General features: G+C 57.8%; 23 protein-coding genes and 1 pseudogene. 12 read left to right on the top strand and 12 right to left on the bottom strand.

Features of this window, described 5'->3' with window-relative positions; all coding sequences use genetic code 11:
• The 8 genes and pseudogenes from ACR0AH_RS20425 to ACR0AH_RS20390 all read left to right on the top strand — a co-directional run.
• Positions 1 to 139 (top strand): annotated as a pseudogene (locus tag ACR0AH_RS20425) (iron-containing alcohol dehydrogenase); the annotation flags it as partial.
• A gap of 2 nt (positions 140 to 141) precedes the next feature.
• Entirely contained in the window at positions 142 to 981 is an 840-nt protein-coding gene (locus ACR0AH_RS20420; RefSeq protein WP_170407899.1) for an EamA family transporter, read from the top strand.
• A gap of 178 nt (positions 982 to 1,159) precedes the next feature.
• Complete coding sequence (locus ACR0AH_RS20415) at positions 1,160 to 2,053, top strand: DeoR/GlpR family DNA-binding transcription regulator (RefSeq protein WP_170397781.1); 894 nt, start codon at positions 1,160 to 1,162, stop codon at positions 2,051 to 2,053.
• A 20-nt stretch (positions 2,054 to 2,073) separates the two neighbouring features.
• Positions 2,074 to 4,113 (top strand): ABC transporter substrate-binding protein, encoded by a 2,040-nt coding sequence (locus ACR0AH_RS20410; RefSeq protein ID WP_170625355.1) that lies wholly within the window; start codon positions 2,074 to 2,076, stop codon positions 4,111 to 4,113.
• 61 nt (positions 4,114 to 4,174) lie between these two features.
• Positions 4,175 to 5,179, top strand: coding sequence for an ABC transporter permease (locus ACR0AH_RS20405; protein ID WP_170397787.1), 1,005 nt, complete (start codon positions 4,175 to 4,177; stop codon positions 5,177 to 5,179).
• 4 nt (positions 5,180 to 5,183) lie between these two features.
• A complete protein-coding gene (locus ACR0AH_RS20400; RefSeq protein WP_170397790.1) occupies positions 5,184 to 6,314 on the top strand; it encodes an ABC transporter permease in 1,131 nt (376 codons plus the stop codon).
• Positions 6,311 to 7,309, top strand: a complete 999-nt coding sequence (locus ACR0AH_RS20395) for an ABC transporter ATP-binding protein (RefSeq protein ID WP_170513428.1) — start codon at positions 6,311 to 6,313, stop codon at positions 7,307 to 7,309. The genes ACR0AH_RS20400 and ACR0AH_RS20395 overlap by 4 nt, the downstream gene beginning before the upstream one ends.
• Entirely contained in the window at positions 7,306 to 8,127 is an 822-nt protein-coding gene (locus ACR0AH_RS20390) for an ATP-binding cassette domain-containing protein (protein ID WP_480593505.1), read from the top strand. Before ACR0AH_RS20395 ends, ACR0AH_RS20390 begins: the two co-directional genes overlap by 4 nt.
• On the opposite strand, the gene ACR0AH_RS20385 is transcribed toward ACR0AH_RS20390, so the two are convergent.
• Together ACR0AH_RS20385 and hslU are read right to left on the bottom strand one after the other, a co-directional pair.
• A complete protein-coding gene (locus ACR0AH_RS20385) occupies positions 8,128 to 9,225 on the bottom strand; it encodes an alpha/beta hydrolase (protein ID WP_170397799.1) in 1,098 nt (365 codons plus the stop codon). It abuts the gene before it with no gap.
• A gap of 97 nt (positions 9,226 to 9,322) precedes the next feature.
• Positions 9,323 to 10,630 (bottom strand): ATP-dependent protease ATPase subunit HslU, encoded by a 1,308-nt coding sequence (gene hslU, locus ACR0AH_RS20380; RefSeq protein ID WP_170407914.1) that lies wholly within the window; start codon positions 10,628 to 10,630, stop codon positions 9,323 to 9,325.
• A 198-nt stretch (positions 10,631 to 10,828) separates the two neighbouring features.
• Between hslU and ACR0AH_RS20375 the strand changes: the two genes are divergently transcribed.
• Positions 10,829 to 11,230, top strand: a complete 402-nt coding sequence (locus tag ACR0AH_RS20375) for a DM13 domain-containing protein (protein WP_170397803.1) — start codon at positions 10,829 to 10,831, stop codon at positions 11,228 to 11,230.
• A gap of 105 nt (positions 11,231 to 11,335) precedes the next feature.
• Entirely contained in the window at positions 11,336 to 12,577 is a 1,242-nt protein-coding gene (locus ACR0AH_RS20370; RefSeq protein WP_480593503.1) for an MFS transporter, read from the top strand.
• A gap of 29 nt (positions 12,578 to 12,606) precedes the next feature.
• Here ACR0AH_RS20370 and ACR0AH_RS20365 read toward each other — a convergent pair whose 3' ends face one another.
• Entirely contained in the window at positions 12,607 to 12,960 is a 354-nt protein-coding gene (locus ACR0AH_RS20365; RefSeq protein WP_170425354.1) for a hypothetical protein, read from the bottom strand.
• On the bottom strand, positions 12,957 to 13,514 hold the full coding sequence (gene hslV / locus ACR0AH_RS20360) for an ATP-dependent protease subunit HslV (protein ID WP_170397812.1): 558 nt from the start codon (positions 13,512 to 13,514) through the stop codon (positions 12,957 to 12,959). The genes ACR0AH_RS20365 and hslV overlap by 4 nt, the downstream gene beginning before the upstream one ends.
• A gap of 197 nt (positions 13,515 to 13,711) precedes the next feature.
• Between hslV and ACR0AH_RS20355 the strand changes: the two genes are divergently transcribed.
• Positions 13,712 to 13,909 carry a DUF1127 domain-containing protein gene (locus ACR0AH_RS20355; RefSeq protein WP_480593501.1) on the top strand — a complete coding sequence of 66 codons (198 nt, stop codon included), beginning with the start codon at positions 13,712 to 13,714 and terminating at the stop codon, positions 13,907 to 13,909.
• A 55-nt stretch (positions 13,910 to 13,964) separates the two neighbouring features.
• Here ACR0AH_RS20355 and ACR0AH_RS20350 read toward each other — a convergent pair whose 3' ends face one another.
• Both ACR0AH_RS20350 and ACR0AH_RS20345 read right to left on the bottom strand, forming a co-directional pair.
• Positions 13,965 to 14,327, bottom strand: coding sequence for a Lin0512 family protein (locus tag ACR0AH_RS20350; RefSeq protein WP_170514195.1), 363 nt, complete (start codon positions 14,325 to 14,327; stop codon positions 13,965 to 13,967).
• The gene (locus tag ACR0AH_RS20345; RefSeq protein ID WP_170397821.1) at positions 14,324 to 14,674 is read right to left on the bottom strand and encodes a Lin0512 family protein; all 351 of its coding nucleotides are present in this window, start codon (positions 14,672 to 14,674) and stop codon (positions 14,324 to 14,326) included. Before ACR0AH_RS20345 ends, ACR0AH_RS20350 begins: the two co-directional genes overlap by 4 nt.
• A gap of 193 nt (positions 14,675 to 14,867) precedes the next feature.
• On the opposite strand from ACR0AH_RS20345, the gene ACR0AH_RS20340 reads away from it, so the two are divergent.
• Complete coding sequence (locus ACR0AH_RS20340; protein WP_480593500.1) at positions 14,868 to 15,206, top strand: hypothetical protein; 339 nt, start codon at positions 14,868 to 14,870, stop codon at positions 15,204 to 15,206.
• Between the two features lie 84 nt (positions 15,207 to 15,290).
• On the opposite strand, the gene trxA is transcribed toward ACR0AH_RS20340, so the two are convergent.
• Genes trxA through tsaE form a run of 6 tightly spaced genes read right to left on the bottom strand, consistent with a single transcriptional unit; the run spans position 15,291 to position 24,100 of the window.
• Positions 15,291 to 15,611, bottom strand: a complete 321-nt coding sequence (gene trxA, locus ACR0AH_RS20335; RefSeq protein ID WP_170397826.1) for a thioredoxin — start codon at positions 15,609 to 15,611, stop codon at positions 15,291 to 15,293.
• 58 nt (positions 15,612 to 15,669) lie between these two features.
• Positions 15,670 to 19,029, bottom strand: coding sequence for a double-strand break repair helicase AddA (gene addA, locus ACR0AH_RS20330; protein ID WP_480593498.1), 3,360 nt, complete (start codon positions 19,027 to 19,029; stop codon positions 15,670 to 15,672).
• Complete coding sequence (addB, locus tag ACR0AH_RS20325; protein WP_480593496.1) at positions 19,026 to 21,953, bottom strand: double-strand break repair protein AddB; 2,928 nt, start codon at positions 21,951 to 21,953, stop codon at positions 19,026 to 19,028. The genes addA and addB overlap by 4 nt, the downstream gene beginning before the upstream one ends.
• On the bottom strand, positions 21,946 to 22,632 hold the full coding sequence (locus ACR0AH_RS20320) for a nucleotidyltransferase family protein (protein ID WP_480593495.1): 687 nt from the start codon (positions 22,630 to 22,632) through the stop codon (positions 21,946 to 21,948). The genes addB and ACR0AH_RS20320 overlap by 8 nt, the downstream gene beginning before the upstream one ends.
• Complete coding sequence (locus ACR0AH_RS20315) at positions 22,629 to 23,633, bottom strand: phosphotransferase (protein WP_170733765.1); 1,005 nt, start codon at positions 23,631 to 23,633, stop codon at positions 22,629 to 22,631. The genes ACR0AH_RS20320 and ACR0AH_RS20315 overlap by 4 nt, the downstream gene beginning before the upstream one ends.
• Positions 23,630 to 24,100, bottom strand: a complete 471-nt coding sequence (gene tsaE / locus ACR0AH_RS20310) for a tRNA (adenosine(37)-N6)-threonylcarbamoyltransferase complex ATPase subunit type 1 TsaE (protein ID WP_170733766.1) — start codon at positions 24,098 to 24,100, stop codon at positions 23,630 to 23,632. Before tsaE ends, ACR0AH_RS20315 begins: the two co-directional genes overlap by 4 nt.
• Positions 24,101 to 24,128: the final 28 nt, after the last annotated feature.

Genomic DNA, 24,128 nt, shown 5'->3' with positions numbered 1-24,128 from the left:
CAATCTCTCCGACCTCGGCGTCACCAAAGCCGCCATCCCCGAACTGGTCCAGGGCGCAATCATCGACCCCTCATGCGGAGGGAATCCGATCCAACTCAACCAACAAAACATCACTGAGCTGTTTAATACGGCGATCTGACAGTGAGCGCTGAAATCGTTCTCATAATCCTTGCGGCCGCGTTACTGCATGCGATCTGGAACACGGTTGTAAAAACGGCCGCTGACCGAACGGTCACGCTGGGTCTGGTTGCACTGGGGCATGTTATCCCGGGGGCGCTGATGGTGGCGGTTCTGCCGCTCCCGAATGTCGAGAGCCTGCCATATCTGGCAGGTTCGACCGTTGTTCATTTCGGATATTTCTACATGCTGAATCAGGCCTACCGGCATGGTGATCTCAGTGTGGTGTACCCGATCGCGCGCGGTGTGGTTCCTGCGCTGGTCGCTCTTTGGGCCGTGATATTTGCAGGCGAACATCTGCCGACGCAGGCCTGGATTGGGATCGCGGTGATTGCCACCGGCATTCAACTGTCCAGCTGGTCGGTTTTGAGGCAAGGGGTCGGTAGGGCATCGCTTGTTTTCGCATTGGGAACGGGCTGCTTTATTTCCATCTACTCGCTTGTGGATGGCCTGGGCGTGCGGGTGTCAGGCAACATCCTGAGTTATTGGGCCTGGCATTCGGTTCTGCATATCTTTGTTGTGGGCTTTGTCGCGCTACGGCGAGGCGCGCGTGTGCTTGATTTGCCTCTGCGCATCTGGGCGATTGGGATTGCAGGCGGAATGGTGTCGATGACGGCTTACGGCCTAGTGCTTTATGCCAAGAATTTCGCTCCGCTTGGCGTCGTGTCAGCCTTACGCGAAACTTCAGTGATCTTCGCGGCCCTGATCGGATTTCTGTTCCTGGGTGAAGGCAATCCCATGCGACGCCTTCTGGCAGCCGTGATGATGGCTGCAGGCGTGACGCTGATCGCATTGTCGTCATGAACACATGCTGGGATGAGTTGAATGATTCTTGCAAGAGATCTGAAATCCACCTGTCACGCCGCATGAAACTGCAGGTTTGCTGTGCCATGTTGACCGGAAAAGGCAAAAAAACCAAAATTGTCGCAAAAGATTTACATTTATTGTGGATTTTTGCGCGAAAATGTGACCGAGTCTGAAAATGGATGATGATAGCGTAACCATCCCACATCGTGGCCGAGAGCTGCTGGATGTCCTTGCGCGGCTGGGGGGGTCAGCGCGCAACACTCAGATCGCCCAGATCATGGACGTCTCTGAGGAAACTGTGCGTCGTTTGGTCAAGGCACTGGCGCGCGCGAACAAGGTTGAGCGTGTGCATGGCGGCACATTTCTGTCTCGGGCGCAGGATACACCGATGTTTTCGGGCGCGTTGGAGTATAATGCCGACGAGAAAACCAACATCGCCAAGCGGGTCTGCGGGTTGCTTGAGGACGAGATGGTGTTGTTCATCACCGTTGGCTCGACCATGACTCATGTGGCCGAGCAACTACGTGAGCTGCGGGGTTTGACCGTCGTTAGCAACTCTTTGTCAGTTGTCGCATCCCTGGCCGATCACAATGGCACGCGCGCCGTTCTGGCAGGGGGCGAAGTAATCCGGTCCGAGCGAGGCAGTTTTGGCCGTGCGGCTGAAGAACTGGCGTGTCAGTACAGCTATGACGCGGTGATCTGCGGCGCGGATGCACTGTCGCTGGTTGGAGGCGTATTGGCCTCGAACCCGCTGGAGGCGGATCTGACCCGTGCGCTGCAAGGGAACACGCATCGCATGATCGTTGCAGCGGACCACACTAAATTCGGTGCAAAGGCAGCCAACGTGTCTTGCCCGTTCGACAAGGTGACGGATCTGGTGACCGATATCGCGCCACCCGATGCGTTTGCACCCGTTCTCAAGCAAGCTGGGGTCCAAGTGCACATTGCATCGCAATACGATGTCAAATCCGGGCCAGATGAAACAGAGCCCCGGAAGCAAAAAAAGAACAAAGAAACCTCCGAAAGCAAAGCGGGCAAATCGGGCTCTCGGAAACGCAAAACGAAATAAACAAAACCTAGGGAGAAAACATGAAAAAGCTTCTTATGTCAGGTGTGGCCTTTGCCACAATCGGGGGCGCGGCCTGGGCCAATTGTCCTGCTGCAACCGTCGCGGATATGCAGGGCGTCGCAGCCGGTGCTTATCCTCAGCAGTTTGATCTGTCCGAGTTTCAATCAGCTGCAAACTGTACGCTCAGCTTTGCCGAAAACCCGGCTATTGGGGATCTGAACGGCATGATCCGTGGCAATGGCGATCTTGCGGCCGTGGCAGATCGTCTGCCGGCCGACCCGTTGGTCATCGTACCCTATGACTCGATAGGTCAGTATGGCGGTGTTCTGGACGCGCTCTCCAACGCCACAGAAAGCGGCACCTCGGACTTCCTTTCGGTGCGTCACGTCAACCTGTTCCGCTATTCCGACGACCTGCAGACCTTGGTGCCCAACGTGGCGAAATCCTGGGAATGGAACGATGACTTCACCGTGCTTACCGTGACCTTGCGCGAAGGTCACAAATGGTCGGACGGTGCACCGTTCACCTCAGCAGATGTTGTGTTCTGGTACGACAATCTGATGATGGACACCAATGTCATCGCCGAAGCGAAGGATTATGCGCTGGCGGGCGGTGAGCCCATGAAGGTCGAAGCGCTGGACGACACCACTGTCCGCTTTACCCTTGCCGCGCCCAAGCCTGGCCTGACTGAGACATTCTCGTTCACCTATGTGCAGCCCTACCAGCCCAAGCATTTCTTTGAAAAGTTCCACCCGGCGCTGGATGACAACGCCGACGCCAACGCGCAGGCGCTTGGTTATGAAAACGGGTACGAGCTGATCAAGGCCTATTATGGCAACTCGGACTGGATGGATACGCCATCTCCGATGCTGACAGCCGGTGACAAACTGGCGGGTCTTCCCACCGACACCATGCCGACGCTGGAGAGCCATATCCTTGTGAAGGAGAGCACCGAGGGTCGTCACTACGTGGCCAACCCCTATTTCTTCCAGGTCGATACGCAGGGTAACCAGCTTCCCTACATTTCGGAAATGGATGAAACTTACGTTCCGGACGAAGAAGTTCGCACCCTTAAGTTGCTGAATGGCGAGGTCGATTACAAATCGCAAGGTGTTAACCTGACATCCGCTCCGGTGCTGCTCGAAGGTCAGGAGAACGGTAACTACACGGTCGAGGTGAAGCCTTCGATCGGCTATCCGGTTCTGACCTTCAATGTGACCGCAGAAGACGAGGCCAAGCGCGCGATCTTTAATGATATCCGGTTCAGAACTGCGATGTCTGTTGCGATGGATCGCAACCAGCTGAACGAGGTTGTCGCATTTGGTCTGGGAACGCCGACACAGTACATCGGCTTCTCGCCGCGTCCCGATTTCATCGACGAAAAATGGTCGAACCATGAGATCGAATTCGACGCAGAGCGCGCCAATGCGCTGCTGGACGAAGTCGGTCTTGTCGACAAGGACGGTGATGGCTTCCGCGACTTGCCGAATGGTGATCCGTTTGTTCTGGATTGGCAGTTCTCGACCCAGCCAGCTTCGGCGCAATTGGTGGAACTGATTGCTCAGAACTGGAAAGACGTTGGCGTCAACACCGCGATCAAAGAGGTGACATCCGACGAATTCCGCGCCGCACAAACGGCCAACTCGCTGGATATGGGCCTTTGGCTGAAGAGCCAGCCAGCCGGGTCGATCCTCGGGGACAGCGAGATCTGGGTGCCTCCGTTTGATGGCTATTTCGACGTACGCACAGGTATGCTCTGGGCTGAATACATCAGTTCAAACGGTGAAAACGGTGTTGAGCCGCCGGCTTGGGTCGCGGATCTGAAGACTGCATTGGACACCTATCAGTCCAGTGCACCCGGCTCTGATGCGTCAGTATCCGCCGCGCAGAAGATGGTCGAGATCATGACCGGCGAGCTGCTGTTCCTGGGTACCGTGAATGCTCCTGCCCCGATCTATCACTCGAACAACCTGCAAAACTTTACCGAGTTCAAAACGCAGTCTTACGAGTTCTATCGGACCTATCCTTACCGCCCCGCCCAGTGGTGGCTGAGCGAATAAGGTTGAGAAGATAAGAAGGTGGGCGCCCGCGCCCGCCTTTGCGCATCCCGCGGGGACAGATATGTTGCAATTCTGCAGATTTGCCGCCACCCGGGCGGTTATGGCGTTGGTCACTTTGGTCATCGTATCGCTGATTGTTTTTTCACTGATGGAACTGGTGCCCGGTGACTGTGCCGAGCGCTATTTGGCGTATAAAAACACCCAAGGGTCCGCGATCACCGTTGCTGACGTTGCAGCAGAACGCGCCCGACTGGGGTTGGATCAACCGTTCCTGACCCGATGGGCCACTTGGTTGTCAGGGGCATTTCGTGGCGATTTCGGCGAAAGCTGCATCCTGCGGGTGAATATTGCACAGCTGCTGGGCGACAAGTTCTGGCTGTCGCTGTGGATCTGCCTTGGCGCTTTGACGCTGGCTTATGCCATTGCAATCCCTGTGGGCATCATTTCTGCCGCCTCGCGCAGTGCAGTATTGAACAACTCGCTGCGGATCGTCAGCTATCTGGGTCTGGCGATGCCGAACTTCCTGCTGGCCCTGATGGTGATGCTGGTTTCAACCGTTTATTTCGGCGAGACACTGACCGGGCTGTTCTCGCCCGAGTACAAAGAAGCGCCTTGGTCTTGGGGCAAGTTCCTCGATTTGCTGAAACACGCCTGGCTGCCGATCTTCATTCTGGGCTGGTCGGCCACAGCCTTTGCGCTGCAGACCGTGCGCGCGTTGATGTCGGATGAGATCGGGAAGCTGTATGTCACCGCTGCTGCAGCGCGGGGCATTTATGGCCGCCGCCTGTTATGGCGCTATCCGGCCCGTCATGCGCTGGGGCCGATCGTCAACAGCCTTGGCTTTGACCTGAACCGGATCTTCAACGAACTGCCCATTGTGGCGCTGATCCTGACATTGACTGAAGCCGGTGCGCTTTTGCTTGAAGCGTTGGCGCGGTCCAATGATCAGCAACTTGCGGGGGCCATCATCTTTCTGCTGACGGCATCAATCGTAACGTTGAATTTCTTCACCGACATTCTGCTTGCGGTGATTGATCCGCGCGTGCGCAAAAGTATCCTCAGGTGACCAGATGACTGCGACAATCGACAACCAAAAGGCAAAAGAAGCCTATTTCACCGCCTCGCAGCGTCAGTTGATCTGGGCCCGATTCAAGAAACAGCGCGCGGCGATGATTGCGGCCACAGTTCTGGTCGTCCTGATCCTGTCGGGCATCTTTGCTCCGTTCCTGTCGCCTTACGATCCGACCGCCGCAGGGCGTGACAAAGACTATCTGAACGGAGCCCCGCAGATTCCAAAATTCTGCGACAAGAATGGCTGCTCGATCCGCCCGTTCCTGCACGGGGTAACCCGCGAACGCTCGTTGGCGACCAATTTCCGCTGGGTCGAGAAAGTGAACGAGGATGAACGCCGATATATCCAGTTCTTCGTTCGGGGCGACAAATATAAGCTGTTTGGAGTCATTCCCGGTAACATCCATCTGTTTGGTGTCGATCAGGGCTATGTTCACCTGTTCGGAACCGACAGTGCCGGCAAGGATATCTTCAGCCGTACACTGCATGCGGTTTGGACGTCGCTACAGGTCGGAACGCTTGGGGTGATGATTTCGTTCGTGCTGGCGCTCGCGATCGGAGGGGTGGCTGGATATTACGGTGGAATGGTCGACAGTGTGATCCAAATGATCACCGATGCGATCCGTACGGTTCCGGCCATACCTCTGTTCATGGCGATTGCGGCCTTCATTCCACCGGAATGGTCGGCCGAGACACGGTTCTTTGTCATCACAGCCATATTGGGATTGGTCGGCTGGCCGACGCTGGCACGGCGAGTTCGCACCCATCTGTTGACCGAACGCAATCAGGAATATGTGCTTGCGGCAAAGCTTTGCGGCGCATCGCCGGGCCACATCATCCGGCGTCATCTGCTGCCCAGCTTCACCAGCTACATCATCGTCGATCTGGTGATCTCGTTCCCCTATATGGTCCTCAGCGAAACCGCGCTCAGCTTTATCGGGCTGGGGCTGAAAGATCCGGTCAACTCACTTGGCGTGATGTTGCAGAATGTGACCAAGGCGGATGTTCTGCTGAATTACCAATGGTATTTCATCCCGGTCATCTTCTTTGTCGTTCTCGTGATGTCTTTCGTGTTCGTTGGCGATGGCCTGCGCGATGCGGCTGATCCTTATTCGGAGACCCGCAAATGAGCCTGATCGATGTCGAAAACCTGTCCGTTCAGTTCAAAACCGATGAAGGGTTGATCACGGCGGTTGAGGATGTTTCGTTTTCACTCGCCCCAGGCGAGGTGCTCGGGCTGGTCGGCGAAAGTGGATCGGGAAAATCAGTGACGGCAAAGTCACTGATGAAACTAAATCCACCCAACGCGATCTATGCGCCGGAAAGCCGGATCGATCTGCATCTCGACAGCGGCCCGGTTGATATCATGGCGCTGAAGCGGCCCAAGGACATGGAGATTGTGCGCGGCGGGGCGATCAGTATGATCTTTCAAGAGCCGATGGCCAGCTTTGCCCCCGCGATCACCATCGGCAAGCAGATGGTTGAACAGTTGCTGATCCACACGGATCTCAGCAAAAAGCAGGCCAAAGAACTATCGATCGAAATGCTGGACCGGGTGGGTATCCTTGAACCAGCGGCCCGGTTCAACCAATACGCTTTCGAATTGTCGGGCGGGATGCGTCAGCGGGCGATGATCGCCATGGCGCTTTCGACCAAGCCCAAACTGCTGATCGCGGATGAGCCGACAACGGCGCTGGACGTGACCATTCAGGCTCAGGTTTTGGATCTGATGAAGGATCTGGTGGCCGAGTTCGGCATGGGCATCGTCTTCATCACCCATGACCTAAGCGTCGTCGCCCAAACCGCCGACCGGGTTGCGGTGATGTATCTGGGTCGGATCATGGAAAGCGGACCTGTGCGTGAGGTGATCCGCCATCCGGCACATGCCTATACGCGTGGCCTGCTGAACGCGTTACCCAAACTCGATGATCTGGACGCACCGCTAACCCCGATCCCCGGCGATATCCCCTCACCTCTGGAGCGGCCATCAGGCTGCGTGTTCCATCCACGCAACCCGGAACTCAAACCCGGATCGCGATATGAAACGGAACGCCCACCCTTGACCGAGGTCAGCCCCGGCCATTTCGCAGCCATTTTCCCCGAAGACGTGCCAGGCCAGCCATGACAAAAGCATTGATCAAAACCGAAAACCTGTCAGTCGAATTTCCCCTTGGTGGCGGGTTGTTTAACAAGCGCACGCTGAAGGCGGTCGACAACGTCTCGATCGAAATCCCGCGAGGGGCTTTTGTTGGGGTGGTCGGCGAGTCCGGCTCGGGCAAGACAACACTTGGCCGCGCATTGCTGAATGCGGTTCCAATCACCAGCGGTGGCGCAAGCTATGATGATGGTGAAGAGCAGTTCGATCTGACCAAAATGTCAGCAACCGATCTCAAGTCCTATCGCCGTCGGGCTCAGTTGATTTTTCAGGACCCTTACGCGGCGCTTAGTCCTCGGATGACCGTGCGTGATATCATAGCCGAACCGCTGGAGGTGATGGGCCTGACCGCATCGCGTGAGGAAACCGATGCGCGGGTTCGCGAGATTGCGGGCAAATGCCGGTTGAACCTTGAACATCTGCGACGCTATCCGCACGCGTTTTCGGGCGGTCAGCGTCAGCGGATTTCGATTGCGCGGGCGCTGGCCTGCAACCCGCGATTTGTAGTTGCCGATGAATGCGTGGCGGCGCTGGACGTGTCGATTCAGGCGGATATCCTGAACCTGCTGAAATCCCTTCAGCGAGATATGGGCCTGACCTTCATGTTCATCAGCCACGATCTGTCGGTTGTGGCCCATACCTGCGATTTTGTGGTTGTGATGTATCACGGCAAGATCGTCGAAAGCGCCCCAACGCGCGAACTGTTTGCCGCTCCCAAGCAAGACTATACCAAGCGGTTGCTGGATGCGATCCCATCGCTGGACCCCGATCATCGAATGCGTGCCTGATCAGGGCGCGCTGACCTGCGCCTGTCCGGTCTCGGTCAGCACAATCTCGGTCGCTCCATCTGCGCTGCGCTCGCTGGGTGGGACAAGGACATCGATGCCAGGCCGGTCGGGGCCAAAGGTGTTGCTGACCCGGCGGACCGAACTGAGAATGGCCAGCAGCGCCGGAGACGTCGCCGCCACGAAATGAGATGATCCCGCATCGCTGTTGAATGCAGTTGTGTCGATCACGCTGATCGGATATTCGGCCAATGCGTCGACCGAACTGATATTACCCAACCTCTGACTGTCCGCGGTGCCGCGCAGCCGAGCCGACAGGTTCAGAATCTTGTCCTTCTGGGACACCATCACCACAAACGGGTCGGGCGGGCTCTTGATGCTGTTCATCTGGGATCGGAACAGATCCACATCCAGATCAGGTGAGATCAGGATGACCCCCTCAAGATTGCGGCTTGCCCATCCCGGCTCGCGCAGTTCGGCTTGCCGCATCATCTCCATCGATAGTGCGCTGCCCATCGAATGCGCTATCAGGACGACCCGCTTTACGCCCATTGATTTGAGCAATCTAATGGTCTGTTCCAGCCCGTCTCGGGCAAACAGCATACTGTCCAGATCATAGGCGTAACCGGTGCCGCGTGCCTTACTGGGCCAGGAATAAATCAGAATAGTTCCGGGGATACCGATATCATGGCTCAGCTGAGCGGCCCGAAATGCGGTCTCGGTCTGCGTGGCGTTATACCCGTGAACAAAGATGACCACGTCATCCACGCCACGCAGACGGGACTTCAGATCCTGCGGACCAGAGAACTCGGTAACATCGGCCACGACAAACTGTTTGTTCGGATTCGGGTTCGCGTATGAGAACTTGAGTTCACCCGGCGTGTGCGACGGCGGAATCGAGACGGTCATCTCAAGGTAACGCAATGCCTCGGCACGGTTAGCTCCGTAGCTGCCATCCGGCTCGCGCGCCCGGGTAGTGGCGGCAAAGACCGTGGCGGGGGTGCCGACCTTAAGGGCTTCGGGTGTGATCTCTGTGATAGACCGATCCGCACAGGCGGTCAGCACAGACAGCGTCACAATGATGATGAAATAGCGCAGCACGCTCTGCCCCTGTGAAGTTACAGGGCTACGCTACCGTATTCCCGCCCCGCGTCCAGCCTGAGGGCACGACTCATTGGCAAAATCCGGCTGGCACCTGTTACAAAACGTAACGGCTGAGGTCTGTGGATTTTGTCAGCTCGCCAAGATTGTCATTCACGAAACCTGCATCGACGGTGATCTCAGCCCCCGCCTGATCCGGTGCGGTGAACGAAAGCTCTTCGAACACGCGCTCCATCACCGTGTAAAGCCGCCGCGCACCGATATTCTCGATGCTTTGGTTCACATCCGCCGCAATCCGGGCCAAGGCTGCGATCCCGTCTTCGGTGAAACTGACCGTGACCTCTTCAGTGCCCATCAGGGCAGTATACTGCAGGGTCAGAGCGTTGTCGGTCTCGGTCAGGATACGTACGAAATCCTCTTCTGTCAGGGCGCGCAGCTCCACGCGTATCGGCAAACGGCCCTGAAGTTCTGGCAGCAGGTCCGAGGGCTTGGCGATGTGAAACGCACCGGATGCGATGAAAAGGATATGGTCGGTTTTCACAGGGCCATGTTTGGTGCTGACAGTGGTGCCCTCGATCAGAGGCAGCAGGTCGCGCTGAACCCCTTCCCGGCTGACATCGCCTCCGCGCGCATCGGATCGGGCGCAGACTTTGTCGATCTCATCCAGAAACACGATGCCGTTCTGTTCGACCGATTCCAAAGCCACACGGTTGACAGTTTCGTCATCCAGCAACTTGTCGGCCTCTTCGCCAATTAACGCCTCATAGCTTTCAGCCACAGTCATGCGTTTCTTGACGGTCCGTCCACCGAAGGCCTTGCCGAAGATATCACCCAGATTCATCATCCCCATCTGACCACCCGGCTGGCCCGGAATATCGAACATCGGCATCGGGTTCGTGGTATCGGACAGTTCCAACTCGATTTCGGTATCGTCCAGCTCACCAGCCTTCAGCTTCTTGCGGAACATCTCGCGCGTCGCTTCGCGGGCGTCGGTTCCTGCAATCGCCTCGATCACGCGATCCTCGGCGGCCTGATGGGCGCGGGCTTTGACATCCTCGCGCATATACTCGCGGGTTTGCAGGATTGCGGCGTCAGCCAGATCACGCACGATCTGTTCAACGTCCCGACCGACATAGCCGACCTCGGTGAATTTGGTGGCTTCAACTTTGATGAAGGGTGCGCGGGCCAGTTTGGCCAGACGGCGGCTGATCTCGGTCTTGCCAACGCCGGTGGGTCCGATCATCAGAATGTTTTTCGGATAGACCTCATCGCGGATGTCATCTGGCAACTGCTTGCGCCGCCAGCGGTTGCGTAGCGCCACGGCGACGGCGCGTTTCGCGTCTTTCTGCCCGATAATAAAGCGGTCCAGTTCCGAGACAATCTCGCGCGGGGTCAGGTCGGTCATATGTGTTCTATCCGTATGTTTCGCAGCGGAACCTAATCATACGGCGCGAAAACACAAGCCGATCACGAGAAGATCACGGTAACTCACGGGCAGCACACGGAATTTCGTGGTGATGTGAATCGCCAGATGCACAGCGTCTGCGGCATAACCTTTCGCGACGGACTCTGCGTCCGTATGACATTAGGGAGATACCTCATCATGATGACTCGTCGTTCGCTTTTTGTGAAAGCTGCAGCTACCGGCGCGGCCCTGTCTCTGGTCGGCACCACCGCTGCCCTGGCCGGTGGCGCAAAAAAGAAAGGCACATTTGAAGGCCGCTCGAACCACGTCACTACCGGTTCGGTAAAACTGGTCAAAGATGGCGAGCGTTACATCGTTGAACTGGGCGACGACTTTTCGCTGGACAACGGCCCCGACCCGCGTGTCGCATTTGGTAAGGACGGCACATACGCCCCAGACAGCAAACTGGGCGCGCTGCTGCACCTGACCGGCAAGCAATCCTATGCCGTGCCGCCAACCATGGATGTCTCGGGCTACAACGAAGTTTACATTTGGTGCGAGGTTGCTGGCGTCCCGCTGGGAGTTGCTTCGTTGAAGTAATCACACCCTTCAGTGGTCGGGCTTTCCGGCCTCTGACACGCCGTTAGGTGACAGGGCAACTGTCTGTTACACTCGCCTCAAGATATTGGAACTGGGGGCGTTTTCATGACCAAGATTGCCAAGATCACCCTGCTGTTTGTGGTCTTTGTTGACCTGATCGGACAAGGGCTGGTGTTTCCCATCATCAACTCCCTGATCATGGAAACGAAGTCCGGCTTCTTGCCGGAAAGCACAGCCATGGGCACAAGGCACTTTTATTATGGTCTGGTGATCGGCTGCTTCTTCCTGTCTTGGTTTCTGGGGGTGATCTATGTCTCGAAAGTTTCAGACTCCATCGGGCGCAAGAATGCTCTTCTGGTCTGTTTGACCGGGGCGCTGGTCGGCTACGCCCTGACCATCGCAGCGCTTTATCTCAACAGCCTGCTTCTGCTGATCATTGGTCGTTCAATCACCGGGTTTACGGCTGGAAATCAGCCCATCGCACAAGCGGCAATGATCGATGGCAGCACCGACGCTGCCGACCGCGACCGCAACATGGGTTATATTGTGACCGGTGTCAGCTTTGGCTTGGTCGGAGGACCGATCATAGGCGCGGTTCTGTCCGATGCAGCCTTATTGGGCAGCGCGGCGACATTGAAAACGCCTTTCTACGGGGCGTTTGCACTGGTCCTGATTGCAATCTTTCTTGTGACCGCGTTCTTCAAGGATACCAGAACCGAGCGTGAACCTTTTGTTTTCCGCCCACGCGACATCACCGACAGTCTTATTGCTGTGCGCGAGCACCCGCTGGTTCTGAAGATCATGCCAGTTTACGCCCTGTTCATGGTCGCCAACGTTACTTTCTATGTATTCGTCGACAACTTCCTGACCAGCGCGTGGGGTTATGGCGTAATTGGGGGCAGCATGGCGATGGTGGTCATTGGCGTTGCGCTGGCCTTTTCCAGCACCTTCCTTGTGAAACCAGCGCAAGAGAGGTTCAGCAAGCACCAGATCATCTACACCTCATTGGTCACCATGGTGATCTGTGGCTTTGCCTTCGCATTCAGCCCCAGCGGGGTGCTGAGCTATATTCCGGTCTTTTTCTTCTACTTCTTCTTCGGCGTTTCTTACCCGACGCTGCTAGGCCTGTTCTCATCCAGCGTTGCCGAAACGGATCAGGGCTGGGTCATGGGCGTGACCACAGCCGTGTTCTGCCTAGCAGGCGGTATCATGTCCCTGATCGGAGGCGGATTGATGAGCATCGACATCCGCGTCCCCTACTACATTGTCATCGTCACTGCCCTGATGGGCCTGATCGGGATGCATCTGAGGTGGAAGGGTAAAGAGATCAAAGCGCTATTGGCGTAAAGAGCAGCCGATAGAGCGGAGGGGGTCACCTACTCCTGCTCTTCCTCAATTTCTTCTTCGTCAAGTTTGCGCTGGCTTTCCTGTAATGGCGCGCGCTCTATCAGTGCCCAAATTTCCTTTTTGGTCTTCTTTGAAACAGCGCCTCTGGCTTCCAGCTCGATCAATAGCGAGCGTGTCTGATCTTCGGTACAGCCAATTGTTCTGCTGAGCCGTTCCAGAGTTTTGAACTTGTATTTGGTATCCCTCAACATGGACTCAAGCAGCTTCTTGCGAGGCTCTTTCCATGTCTTGGCGTGCTTCCGGTTCCGATATTCCTCAAGCACAATCGGCCCAACAATACCGCCAATCAGCCCACCAAATATCGCTGCCAGAACCGCACTCATGACCCGATCGTCTCAACCGTCAGATTGCCGTTGGTATAGACGCAGATATCCGCAGCAATTGCCATAGCTTCACGCGCCACATCCTCGGCTGGTTTGTCGCTATCCATCATCGCACGGGCCGCCGCCAGGGCAAAGTTGCCGCCCGACCCGATTGCAGCGACGTTGTGTTCCGGCTCAAGCACGTCCCCTGCCCCAGTGATCACGAGCAGATCCTTGCCGTCGGTCACAATCAGCATCGCCTCGAGCTTCTGCAGATACTTGTCGGTGCGCCAGTCCTTGGCCAGCTCGACCGAAGCACGCGCCAGTTGGCCGGGCGTCGCCTCAAGCTTGGCTTCCAGACGTTCCAGCAGCGTGAACGCATCCGCCGTAGATCCGGCGAATCCGGCGACCACTTCGAACCCGCCCGGTGTCAGGCGACGCACCTTTCGCGCAGTGCCCTTGATCACGGTTTGGCCCAGGCTGACCTGCCCGTCCCCGGCGATGACAACCTGCCCGCCCTTCTTGACGCCAATAATAGTGGTGCCGTGCCATCCGGGAAAATCGCTGTCTGCCATGAATGCCTCCGTTATCCGTGCTGCCATATATGGGCCGGGCACGGGTTCTGCGCAACCGGTTCTGAAACTGCCCAAAAGATATGCAGTAAACGCAAACCGGGGCTGTTGAGTCAGCATTTGTGAGACTCAGCCGCCGGAGTTACATGAGGCTTACAACCGACAACGGGTCGGCTGTTTCTGTTAAAAGGACTAAGCACATGGCAAACGCAATCGCAAAAACCCATGCGCCGCGCGGAGCAGTCACCATCCTGCACGCAGTGGACGCATTCTCTCATGCATTCGAAAACGTTGTCGAATGGTACAAATCATATCAGACACGCAACCAACTGTCGCAACTGAGCGACGAGCAGCTGGAAGACGTCGGGCTGACCCGCGCTGATATCTCCAAGTTCTGATCCAGGATTTGAACATTTATAAGATGAGCCGCTCGATTGAGCGGCTTTTTCTTTTTCAGTTTTCGACGAATTTACCTGCGAGATCAGGCAGATAAGCCTCAACTGCAGCAGTGGCTACGACATGCCGGGTACCCGCCTCGGCATCCTCGACATCCAGTCCCCCTTTGACCGCCCGAACCGAGGCGCGGCCCCGCGGCAGATCCGAGGCGACAAGATCACAATCAACCTTCTCAGGCTGCTGAACGCCAATCGTGACCTCAACGCGCATCTCCTCATGACTGATGCCCAGTTTGGAAAACAGCGTGATGGACGAGTGGTGCAGCGCGTCCTGAACAGCGCGTCGCGCGGCCTTGGTATAGTCTTGACCATACAGATCGTTGCCGGTCCCCATCTCCAGAATAATACGTTTTTCCGTCATCGGGCGGGCTCCATATCAAATGAGACTACGATCGCGGCGTTGGCGATCACCGTGCGACCCTCAGAATGGGGCTTGTCGATATCCAAACCACCATGTGTGACCGTGATGTTGGGCTGGCCGTAGGGGAAAATGGCCTTCAACGCCTGCGAATCCACCCGGTCCGGTTGCTGTACACCGATTTCCGCGTCGATGATCATGGCCTCTTTCGGGAATCCGAACAATTCCGCCATATTGACCGAGTTATGCCAGAGCGCATCCTTGAGCGCGCGCAGCGCAGCTTCGGTATAGTCTTCGCGCCGAAGCGACGTACCCATACCGAATTCCACCAATACCCGAGTTTTGGGCATGTCGCCTCCTTATTCCTGATGACCCGATAATCTGCACGAGTTCTTGCGAATTGAAAGAACCAGTACAGTGAACTGCATACGGCCAAACCACGAAACCCGAATGTTTGGTGTGTACCGCAGCAATCGACTAGAATTCTGTCTGTTTAAGCACACGATCTATGAAAGGTTTGATTCCATGACGTATTTTCGGCTCATGTCATCATTATTGTTGTTTGAACTTCTGGCGCCAAGCGTATCCGCTGAAGTCATAGAAAACAAAGCGAAATTTATGAACCTGATCGTTGATAAGAAGCTGGTTCAAGGCGAAACCTGGGTGACAATTCACAAGGACGGCACGGTTGAGGGCAAAGGCCCGAAAGGTGGCAGTATCAGCGGCACGTGGGAGTGGAAAGACAGGTATTACTGTCGGAGAATCGTGATCGTCGGTGAAGTGATGCCCCGCGACTGTCAGGTGGTTTCAATCGCAGACGACACCGTTACATTTACCCACAAAGACGGCGCGGGAGTATCGGTGAGGTGGACCATCAAGTGAGTCTAAACTCTTGTCACGCAGTGGCTTTCACAAGAAAAGGCGCCTAATGCGGGGCGCCTTTTTGCGTTCGGACACTAGCGAAGGTCAGATCGACTCGTCGATCCAGCTTTGCAGGGCCGCCTTGGGGGCCGCGCCAGCGCGGTTCGAAACCACCTGACCGTCTTTGAAAATGAACAGCGCCGGAATCCCGCGCACGCCCATGGCCGCGGCTGAGTTTGGGTTGCTGTCGACATCGACCTTGGCAATCTTCACCTTGCCACCATATTCGCTGGCCAGCTCTTCCAGGGCGGGGCCGATCTGCTTACAGGGGCCGCACCACTCGGCCCAGAAATCCACCACGACGGGGATATCGGAATTCTTGACTTCGGCGTCAAAGGTGTCGTCGGTAACGGCTACGGTCGACATGTCTGTCTCCTGACTGGGAATGCTTGGGCTCAGAACCTAGGTGCGGCACCGGGCAAGGTCAAGATATAGGGTTCGGTGTCAGAGCGTCCGTCACCATATCGTGTGGCAACCACATCAGGTGCGCGGTTCGCGTCCACAAGATAGCGGTGCGGATACTGTGATTGGGATAGATTTGCGACAGGGCATGGGCGTAGGCCGCCATCTGGCGCAACAGCCCTTCGGGACAGGATTCTGGCCCGGTCGGAACAGTCGCATTGGATTTGAAATCAATCACATGCACTTCTGTATCCGTGATAATCAGCCGGTCGATGACCCCATGCATTCGTGTGCCGTTCAGATCGGCAGAGACCGAAACCTCGGTCAGCGCATCCGAGCCAAAGACCGGTTTCAGATATTCGGCCGTCAGCACCGAAGTGGCCTCAGTCAGCAGATCTTGCCGCTCAACATCTTGCATATCGGCCAGAAGCCGTGCGCAAAGCTGCGGCCATTGATCCTGTGCGGCAGCAGGAAGATGTTCGAGCAACAGGTGCAGCTGCGATCCGCGTCGTTTCGCCGCCTCTTCATCCTGCCCCGCATCTCCGGGCAAGGCCTTCGCACCCCCAAGATCAGAGGGGCTGAGCGTTTCGGCTGGCGCGGGTGCATTTGGCGCGGGGTGGTCAAAAAATACAGGCAAATGCTGTTCGTTGTGCGGGATGCTGCCCTGTTCAACAGCGGGCAAAGCCTCCCAATCTCCATGCGCTAGTCGAAGGTTCTGGGTGCCGGGTACATGAGTAGCCCCTGCCCGCACCATCGCAGCCTCAACCATCTGATACCAACTGTTGCCATCCTTGCCTACATCCCCGGCGGTCGCCACTATTAGCCACTTTTCTGCCCGTGTTAGAGCCACATAGAGTAGCCTCAGCCGCTCATTCTCCTCGCGCGTTCTGGCTTCTTGGCGCGCAGCTGCGATTAATGCAGGTGAGGCATCAGAAGGCACTTTCCACAACGGAGTATCGCCCGCCATCATGATCTCGGCATCTCGTGGTGGCTGTCGTTTACCAGTGTCCGGCAGGATTACGATCGGTGATTCCAATCCCTTCGAGCCATGAACGGTCATCACCCTGATCATATTGCCGACTCCGCTCATCTGGCGCTTGATCTCCAGATCGTCGGTTTGCATCCAGACCAGAAAACCGGTGAGGCTTGGGATATCTGTCCGTTCATAGGCCAGCGCCTGCGACAGCAACGCGTTGATACCATCCTCAGCCTCGGCCCCAAGCCGGCCCAGCAGTTTGCGTCGCCCGTCATGGCGCGTCAGGATACGTTCGATCAGATCATAAGGACGCAGAAAGTCGGTTTGACCGCGTAGGTCGTTCAGAATCGCAAGCGTTACCGGGAACTCCTCGGCACGATTGCGCAACGCTGCCCATAGATAAGTTTCCTCCCTGCGATGAGCCAGATCGAACAACTGTTGTTCCGTCCAGCCAAACAGTGGGGATTTCAGGACTGTCGCCAGTGACAAGCTGTCTTCGGGTGTGGCCAGAAAGCTAAGCAAAGCAGCCAGATCCTTGACCGCCAATTCCGCGCCCACCTTCAGGCGATCTGCCCCCTCGATGGGCAGGCCCTCGCTTTTGCAGGCGCGAATGATCTCGGCAAACAGGTCCGAGCGGCGTTGGACAAGGATCAGAAAGTCGCGGGGCTGCACTTTGCGCCGGACAAATGTCCCCGACGCATCGCCATCATCGGGAATGGTGGCGCCACCCCTGATCATATCCTTGATCGACCGGGCAACCTGTTCTGCCAGAATGACGGTGTGATGCCGTGCGCCGGGTCGATCAACGGGATCGGTCCAATCGCTGTCATCCTCGTCTTCAACTTTCTCGATCACCGGCCATAGGTCGACGCGCCCAGGAAGATCGGCCTTGAATGCCCGGTGTAAGGCATCCTTGTGGAACCCGGCCTCTATATGGTTTTCGAACAATATATCGACCAGCCCAAGGATCGCGCTGGACGAGCGGAACGAATATTCCAGCGTTGAATCCCACAGTTTAGAGCCTGATTCTTGAAGTTTTCGTCCAAATTCGGCCTGCATCTGGTCAAAGGCTTGCGGATCGGCGCCCTGGAAGGAATAGATCGACTGTTTCTTGTCGCCCACCACAAAGATCGTGCGCTCAACGCCGGATCGGGCCCCTTCCCCGCTGGTAAATTCCTGAGCCAATTTTTCGATCACGTCCCATTGATCCGGGCTGGTGTCCTGCGCCTCGTCCACCAGAATGTGATCGATGCCACCGTCGAGCCGGTACAGCACCCATTCCGCCACCGCCGGGTCGTTCAGAACCTGCCGCGCGCGCAGGATCAGGTCATCAAAATCCAGCCAACCCCTAACCTGCTTGCGCCGCTCGTATTCCGGAAGGAAGGCCGCGGCAAAGCGATGTAATACGTGGGTTTTCTGGGCCGCAACCAGCGCCAGTCGCTGTTCCCGCGCGGCTTCGACCCGCAGCATCAGGGCCTCGAGCTGGGGCATCCGATCTGCCAGCACCCCTTCACGCAGCGCCTTGGTTGGAAAGCTGTTGAGTTTTGCGGCAAAGGGCTCTTTCGCGCCCTTACCCGTCAGTAGGACGTTTTCAAGTATCGTCAGTTTGCTCGGCCGGGCGTCGGTAAAGCCGACAAGCTTATCGGCGGCCTTGGCATTGTTCCCTCCGCTTTCCGAAAGCGCGGGTAAAATGGACTGGATCAGTTCGACCTCACCGCCCAGAAACACGTTACGCAGCAGGACCTGTTCATCAAAACCTTCGGGCAGATCAAACCGTCGCAGAACGTCCGGCCATTGCAGCACATGTTCAAACTGATTTCGTTTCTGCGCAACAGCGGCAGTCAGTTTGTCAAAACCGGTATCGGTGACAAAGCGGGCAACGTCTTCGATCAATTCGGCCTGAGGGCCGTCGGCAAAACTTTCAATGATCTCTTCGCGCAGCAACGCCGCAGCCCGGTCTTCCATTTCGGAGAATTGAGGGCTGACCCCCGCCTCAAGCGGGAACCGTCGCAGCAGCGAAGCACAGAAGGAGTGGATCGTTTGGATTTTCAGGCCACCAGGCGTCTCAATAGCGCGGGCAAACAGGGTCCGTGCTTGCGCCAACCGGTCGGGATCGATCACGCCCGGTACGCCAAGTTCGACCAACTCAGACTGAAGGTCGCCGTCGCCCAACATTGCCCATTTGCCAAGACGTTTGAACAACCGGTTCTGCATCTCGCTGGCCGCGGCCTTGGTATAGGTCAGGCACAGGATATGCTGCGGCTGTACGCCATCCAGCAACAGCCGCGCCACCCGGTCGGTCAGCACCCGGGTCTTGCCCGAGCCCGCATTGGCCGCCAGCCAGGTTGAGGCGTCCGGGCGCGCGGCCTGAACCTGCCGTTCGGTGGCATCATTGCGGGGGGTCATGTCAGGTCCTCCGGTTCGGTTTCCGCCGAACGATCCCACTCGCCGAACCGGGCGAGGTGATCATAGTCCCCGATGTCCGTGTCCTTGTGCAGCATCCTGCGTGAAGAGAACCCCTGATCAGGCTCTAAATAGGCTGAAATGAGCTCTTTCAGTTCGGCCAGCACCTTGTCGGTCGGCTCTTTCTGCAGCGGTGCGGGCACTTCTTTATAGGTGCCGCCCATGCCAATGAAGATCGCCTGTGCAACGGGAAGCGGATCGAATCCTTCGATACCGCCCTGCTCGGCCATTGCAGCTTCGATCAGCAGTTGTTTGTCGAATTTGGCTTGCTGGCTTTCTGTCGGCGGAGTGCCCGTCTTGTAGTCGATGATACGCAAGGCCCCCTGTCCGCTTCGATCGATTCGGTCGGCACGTCCGGCAATGGTGAAGTCCAGCGGCGTCAACGCCAGGCGCATCCCAACCTCAAAAGCCACAGGCCCGCCATCGGCGCGGCGCTGAATCTCGGCGGATAGAAAGCTATCGGTAATCCGCTCTAGCCGCGCCAGCCACAGCTTTCGGGCAGTTGGCCACGCAACGTGGTCGTCCAGCAGAGCTTTGGCGCGTTTCAGGAAATTTTCTCGGGTCAATAAAGCCGGATCCAGAACGCTGTCGCGCACGAATTGTTCCATCACCTCGTGGATGACGATACCGCGTAGCAGGGCATCTGGCGCCTGAACCAGCGGGTCCAGTTGTCTCAATCGCAGGATATGCCGGGCATATATGGCGTACGGATCGCGGATCAGGCGTTTGATTTCGGTCACCGATAGCCGCCGTGGCCGCGCCGCGACGGGTGGTCGTGGCGACGGGCGGTGCGCGGGTGCGATTCGGGGTGCATGTTCCAGCATTTCTGCCCAATCCAGCCACCGTTGGCCCCGCGCTTGCATTGCTTCTAACGCCCTAGTTCCACCCTGTTCAGGCAGGCCTTGTAACAGGTTGGTCATGCGGTTCAGCCAACGGGATGGCACGGTTTCCGCATCATCCGAGCGGGTAGCGCGGGTCAAAACCACCTCTGCAGCACCTGCCGCCTGCTGGAAGTCATGCGCGGACAGGCCGATCCTGCGTTCGGGCAGTAAAAGACCGGCCTCATTGCGCATCTGACGGTTCAGCCAGGGGTCGGGTGCCGCAGCCTCGGGCCAGCTGCCTTCGTTCAAGCCACCCAGAATTAGCAGATCCGCACCCTGAACGCGCGCTTCCAGCGTGCCCCAGATCATCAGATGCGGGTGAGGTGCATCGCGGTCGCGGACTTCTTCACCTGCCAACAACGCGCCCAGAAGGTCGGCAAAGTCATGGGCGGTCATCGCGCCGCCATGCTGTGCTTCGGCTTCCAAAGTAGAGATCACCGCAAGCGCCTTCTGGCCCGCGTTCTTGTCCCACAATGTGCCAGATTCACCGGTTGCACCTGCCGAGATCATCTCGGCCAGCGTGCGAAGCCGGGCGACCCAGTCCGGCAGTGGCTGTTCGGTGGGGTCGTATTGATCGCAAAAAGTCTCGGTAACCCAGCGGACCCAGTCCTCGGGCGCTTCAGTACGAATGGCGAAAGCGGTCAGGCTGGCGCTGTCGGGAAAGGGCGGGCCATAGCGACGCAGGTCAAGCTCAAGATCGCGGGTATGCAGCAGGTGGCTGCCCCGGTCGCCCCCGTCATGGCACAGTGGGTGTTTGAGCAGCGTCAACAGAGCCTCGCCATCCAGGCGGCGCACGAACAGCCCGGCGACATGGCGCAGGAACCGCCCGGGCGGAGACAGCTGCAGTGGCAGGCCCGCGCTGTCATCGGGCAGGATATTCCACCGGTCCAGTGCGGCGCTGATCTGCCGGGTTAGCATCCGGTCGGGGGTGATTAGCGCGGCGGTCTGGCCGGTCTCGGCCGCTTGCCGTAGGCGTAGCGCAATGGCCAAGGCCTCTGCCCGGGGCGAGGGCGCCTCGATCAGCGTCACATCCTTGGTCGCACCGTTCAAGTCGGGCAGGAGCGGGCCTTCAGTCATCCATGCGTCGGTGACCGGGGCAGGGCGCAATGCAAGCGAAATCAGCTTGTTACGGGCAGGTGAAGGGGCCTGATCCGTGGTCCATGGCCGGATTTGATCCGGGCCAAGCCCTAGCCCAAGCATCAGCTTGCGGAACCGGTATTGAGGATGATCCTCAGATGTCAGCGGGTTATCCAGATTGTGCCAAACATGTTCAGGCTGGTCGAAATCATAGCCAGGCAGCACCAGCGCCCCCTGAGGCAGACGCGCGACCGCCTGCATCAGCATCAGGGTGGTCCCGCGAGACCCGGTAGAGCCTGCCAGAATGACAGGATGTTCGGGCGGCGACGCCTCCCAGCGCGCGATCAGGTTCTCGACCACGCGCCGCTGTCGGGCCTGCGCATCCAGCGCGTTCGAACCGGATTCCATGAACTGATCGGCGATGCCGATAAAGGCCTGCGCCCGTGCCCAATGGCCGGACATGTCGCTGACATCCAGTTGCCTGATCGCATCGGGCGAGACACCTTCCCCCTGCATCTCGTCGATCAGCCCGGCCAGACTGTCAGACAGATCGAACAGCGAGGACCGGGCCGCCAGATCGGGTTGCTGGTCCAACAGTTTTGCGATCAGCTGCGTCAGCTCCAGCCTGCGACGCAGAGGCGGGATTGCGGGTGGGATCTGCGCCAGATCGGCGCTTTCGCCAAGATCGGTGACCAAAGAGAGGCGTGGCAACAGGCAAGCGGGACCCTGATCAAACAGATCGCGCACCCGGCGCGCCATCCGGCGGGTGTTGATCACCAGTTGCACCCGGGCCAGCGCGTCGGGCGGCTGCCCCACAAACCGCTCATGTAGCCCGTCAACCAACACCTTGGGAAAATCCGCTCCCGGAGGAACGGCGAAGACCCGGGGCAGGGCGCTGGGCTCAAACATCGGCAATCAACCCCTCGGCCAGATCAATACCCTCGGGACGCCCCACATCGCACCAGCGACCGGGGTAAGACAGTGCGAACAGGCGTTTTTGCTGCAGCATTCGATCCCACAATACGTTCAATGAAAACACGTCCTCAGCGATGTCATGCAGCGCTTCGGTTTTCAGAATTTGTGCCCCGCCGTAAACAAGACCTGCACCGCGGACGATCCGCCCTGTGCTGTCCTGAGTGAAGTCACCAGGGCCTGTGTGGCCAAGGGTTTGCCCAACTGGAACGCACATCAGCAGCGCATCCATTTTATCCGGATTCCACTGATCCTTCAGTAAATTCAGCGGGTTGGGCCCAGCCCAGATTGCGTCGCTGTTCAAGGTGAATACCGGATCGGATCCAAGCAGAGGTAGCGCTGCGCGCAGCCCACCACCAGTATCCAAAATGCGCGTTTCTTCCCGCGAAATCATAACGTCGCGGCCCGCCAGATGATCAGCCAACTGATCAGCGTGGTAGTGCAGGTTGGCAACAACCCGCAGCGGCCTCAGCGCATCGACCAGATCAAGTGCGTGATCAATCAAGGGCCGCCCGGCCACCTCGATCAGCGGTTTGGGCCGGTCTTTGGTCAGGGCACCCATGCGGGTGCCAAAGCCTGCGGCAAACAGCATTGCAGCTTGGGGGGTGCCGATCATTGCGCCCTCAGCTTTTCCAGGTTTTCGGGGCTTGGGGCGGGCAGGGCGCTGCGCAACAGGTCTGCCACCGCCACCAACGCGGGATGTTCGAGATCGCGCATCAAATGTGCCCACGCAGCCGGGATCAGGTCGACGTAGTGTGGCTTTCCATAATCGGTCGCCAGCCGGGCAAAACCGCCTAGAATGCGCAGGTTACGCTGAGCGCCCAGAACAGCATATGCGGTGCGGAAATCATGCCCATCGACGCCGGTTGCGGTGATATAGCGGTCGATCATCCGCATCTCGATCCCGGCGGGCACAGTCCGACGCACATCCTGTAGCAGTGACATCAGGTCATAGGCGGGATGCCCCAGCATCGCGCTTTGGAAATCCAGCAGACCGACGCGCGCCAGACCTTCGCGCTCGGGCAGCCAGATCAGGTTTTCTGCGTGGTAATCGCGTTGCACAACAACCCGCGTTCCGCCGGTTTCCCGGTGCAGGATATCCGCAAAGCGCAGCTCAAACCGGGCGCGGGCCTCGTCGTCGTGCGATCCAAGAATGCCTTGCGCATATTTCGTGAACGACAGCGCCGCCAATTCGGTCATCAGAGCGGGGTCGTAACTGTCTAGCGAAAGCGTCGGCGCCGCGTGAAGATGGACAAGTACATCGGTTGCGGCGTCATACAGCGTGCGCTCAAGCGTCGGATCGTCCCGCAAGACGCGTGCGAACAGATCGTCGCCCAAATCTTCGAGCAACAGAAACCCGTATTCGCAGTCCTCGGCGTAGATTTCCGGCGCACTCAACCCAATGGAACGCAGGTATTTCGACATACGCACGAAGGGTTCAACAGCTTCGCCCTTGTCGGGCGGAGCATCCATCAAAACGGCGGTCCGGCCGGTGGCAGGGTCGGTCAGACGCTCGTACCGGCGGTTTGATGCATCACCCGCCAAAGGCGTATGCCGTGCGCCGTTCCATGGTGTCTGCGCGATCAAGGCTTCTGCCAGAATGGCCCGGTTCGTCATTGGATCCCCTCCAGCTTGGCGTTCCATTTCGGGTCTGTCCACGACATCTTAAGTTGTCGCGTATCTTGTTCGTTGGCGTCTGTGGTGAACCGGATCAGTAAGGCCGGCTCTGGCGTCAGGGGACCCAGCTTTTCAGGCCACTCGATCAGGCAAATGCCGACGTCGAAGGCGTCGACCAGCCCCAGCTCTTCGATCTCTTCCACGGCAGAAAGACGATAGAGGTCTGAATGCCAGACCTCACCAAGCTGCGTCTCGTAAACCTGAACCAGAGTAAAGGTCGGCGAAGGCACATCTTCGGGCGCGGACAGAAGAGATTGGATCAATGCGCGTGCGAAATGGGTTTTGCCGCTGCCGATCGTACCTTCAAGCAGGATAGTATCGCCAGACTGCAATGCGCCACCCAGTTTGGTGGCAACTTCGGCAGTGTCGAATGGGGATTTCGAGGTCAGAGTCAGCGGTGCGTTCATGGCTTCACAATGAACCTGCGCCGGGTCG

This window comes from Ruegeria sp. AM5, assembly GCF_056540645.1.
Note: the sequence above shows the minus strand (reverse complement) of the source record. Positions and strands in the feature narration are given on the sequence as shown.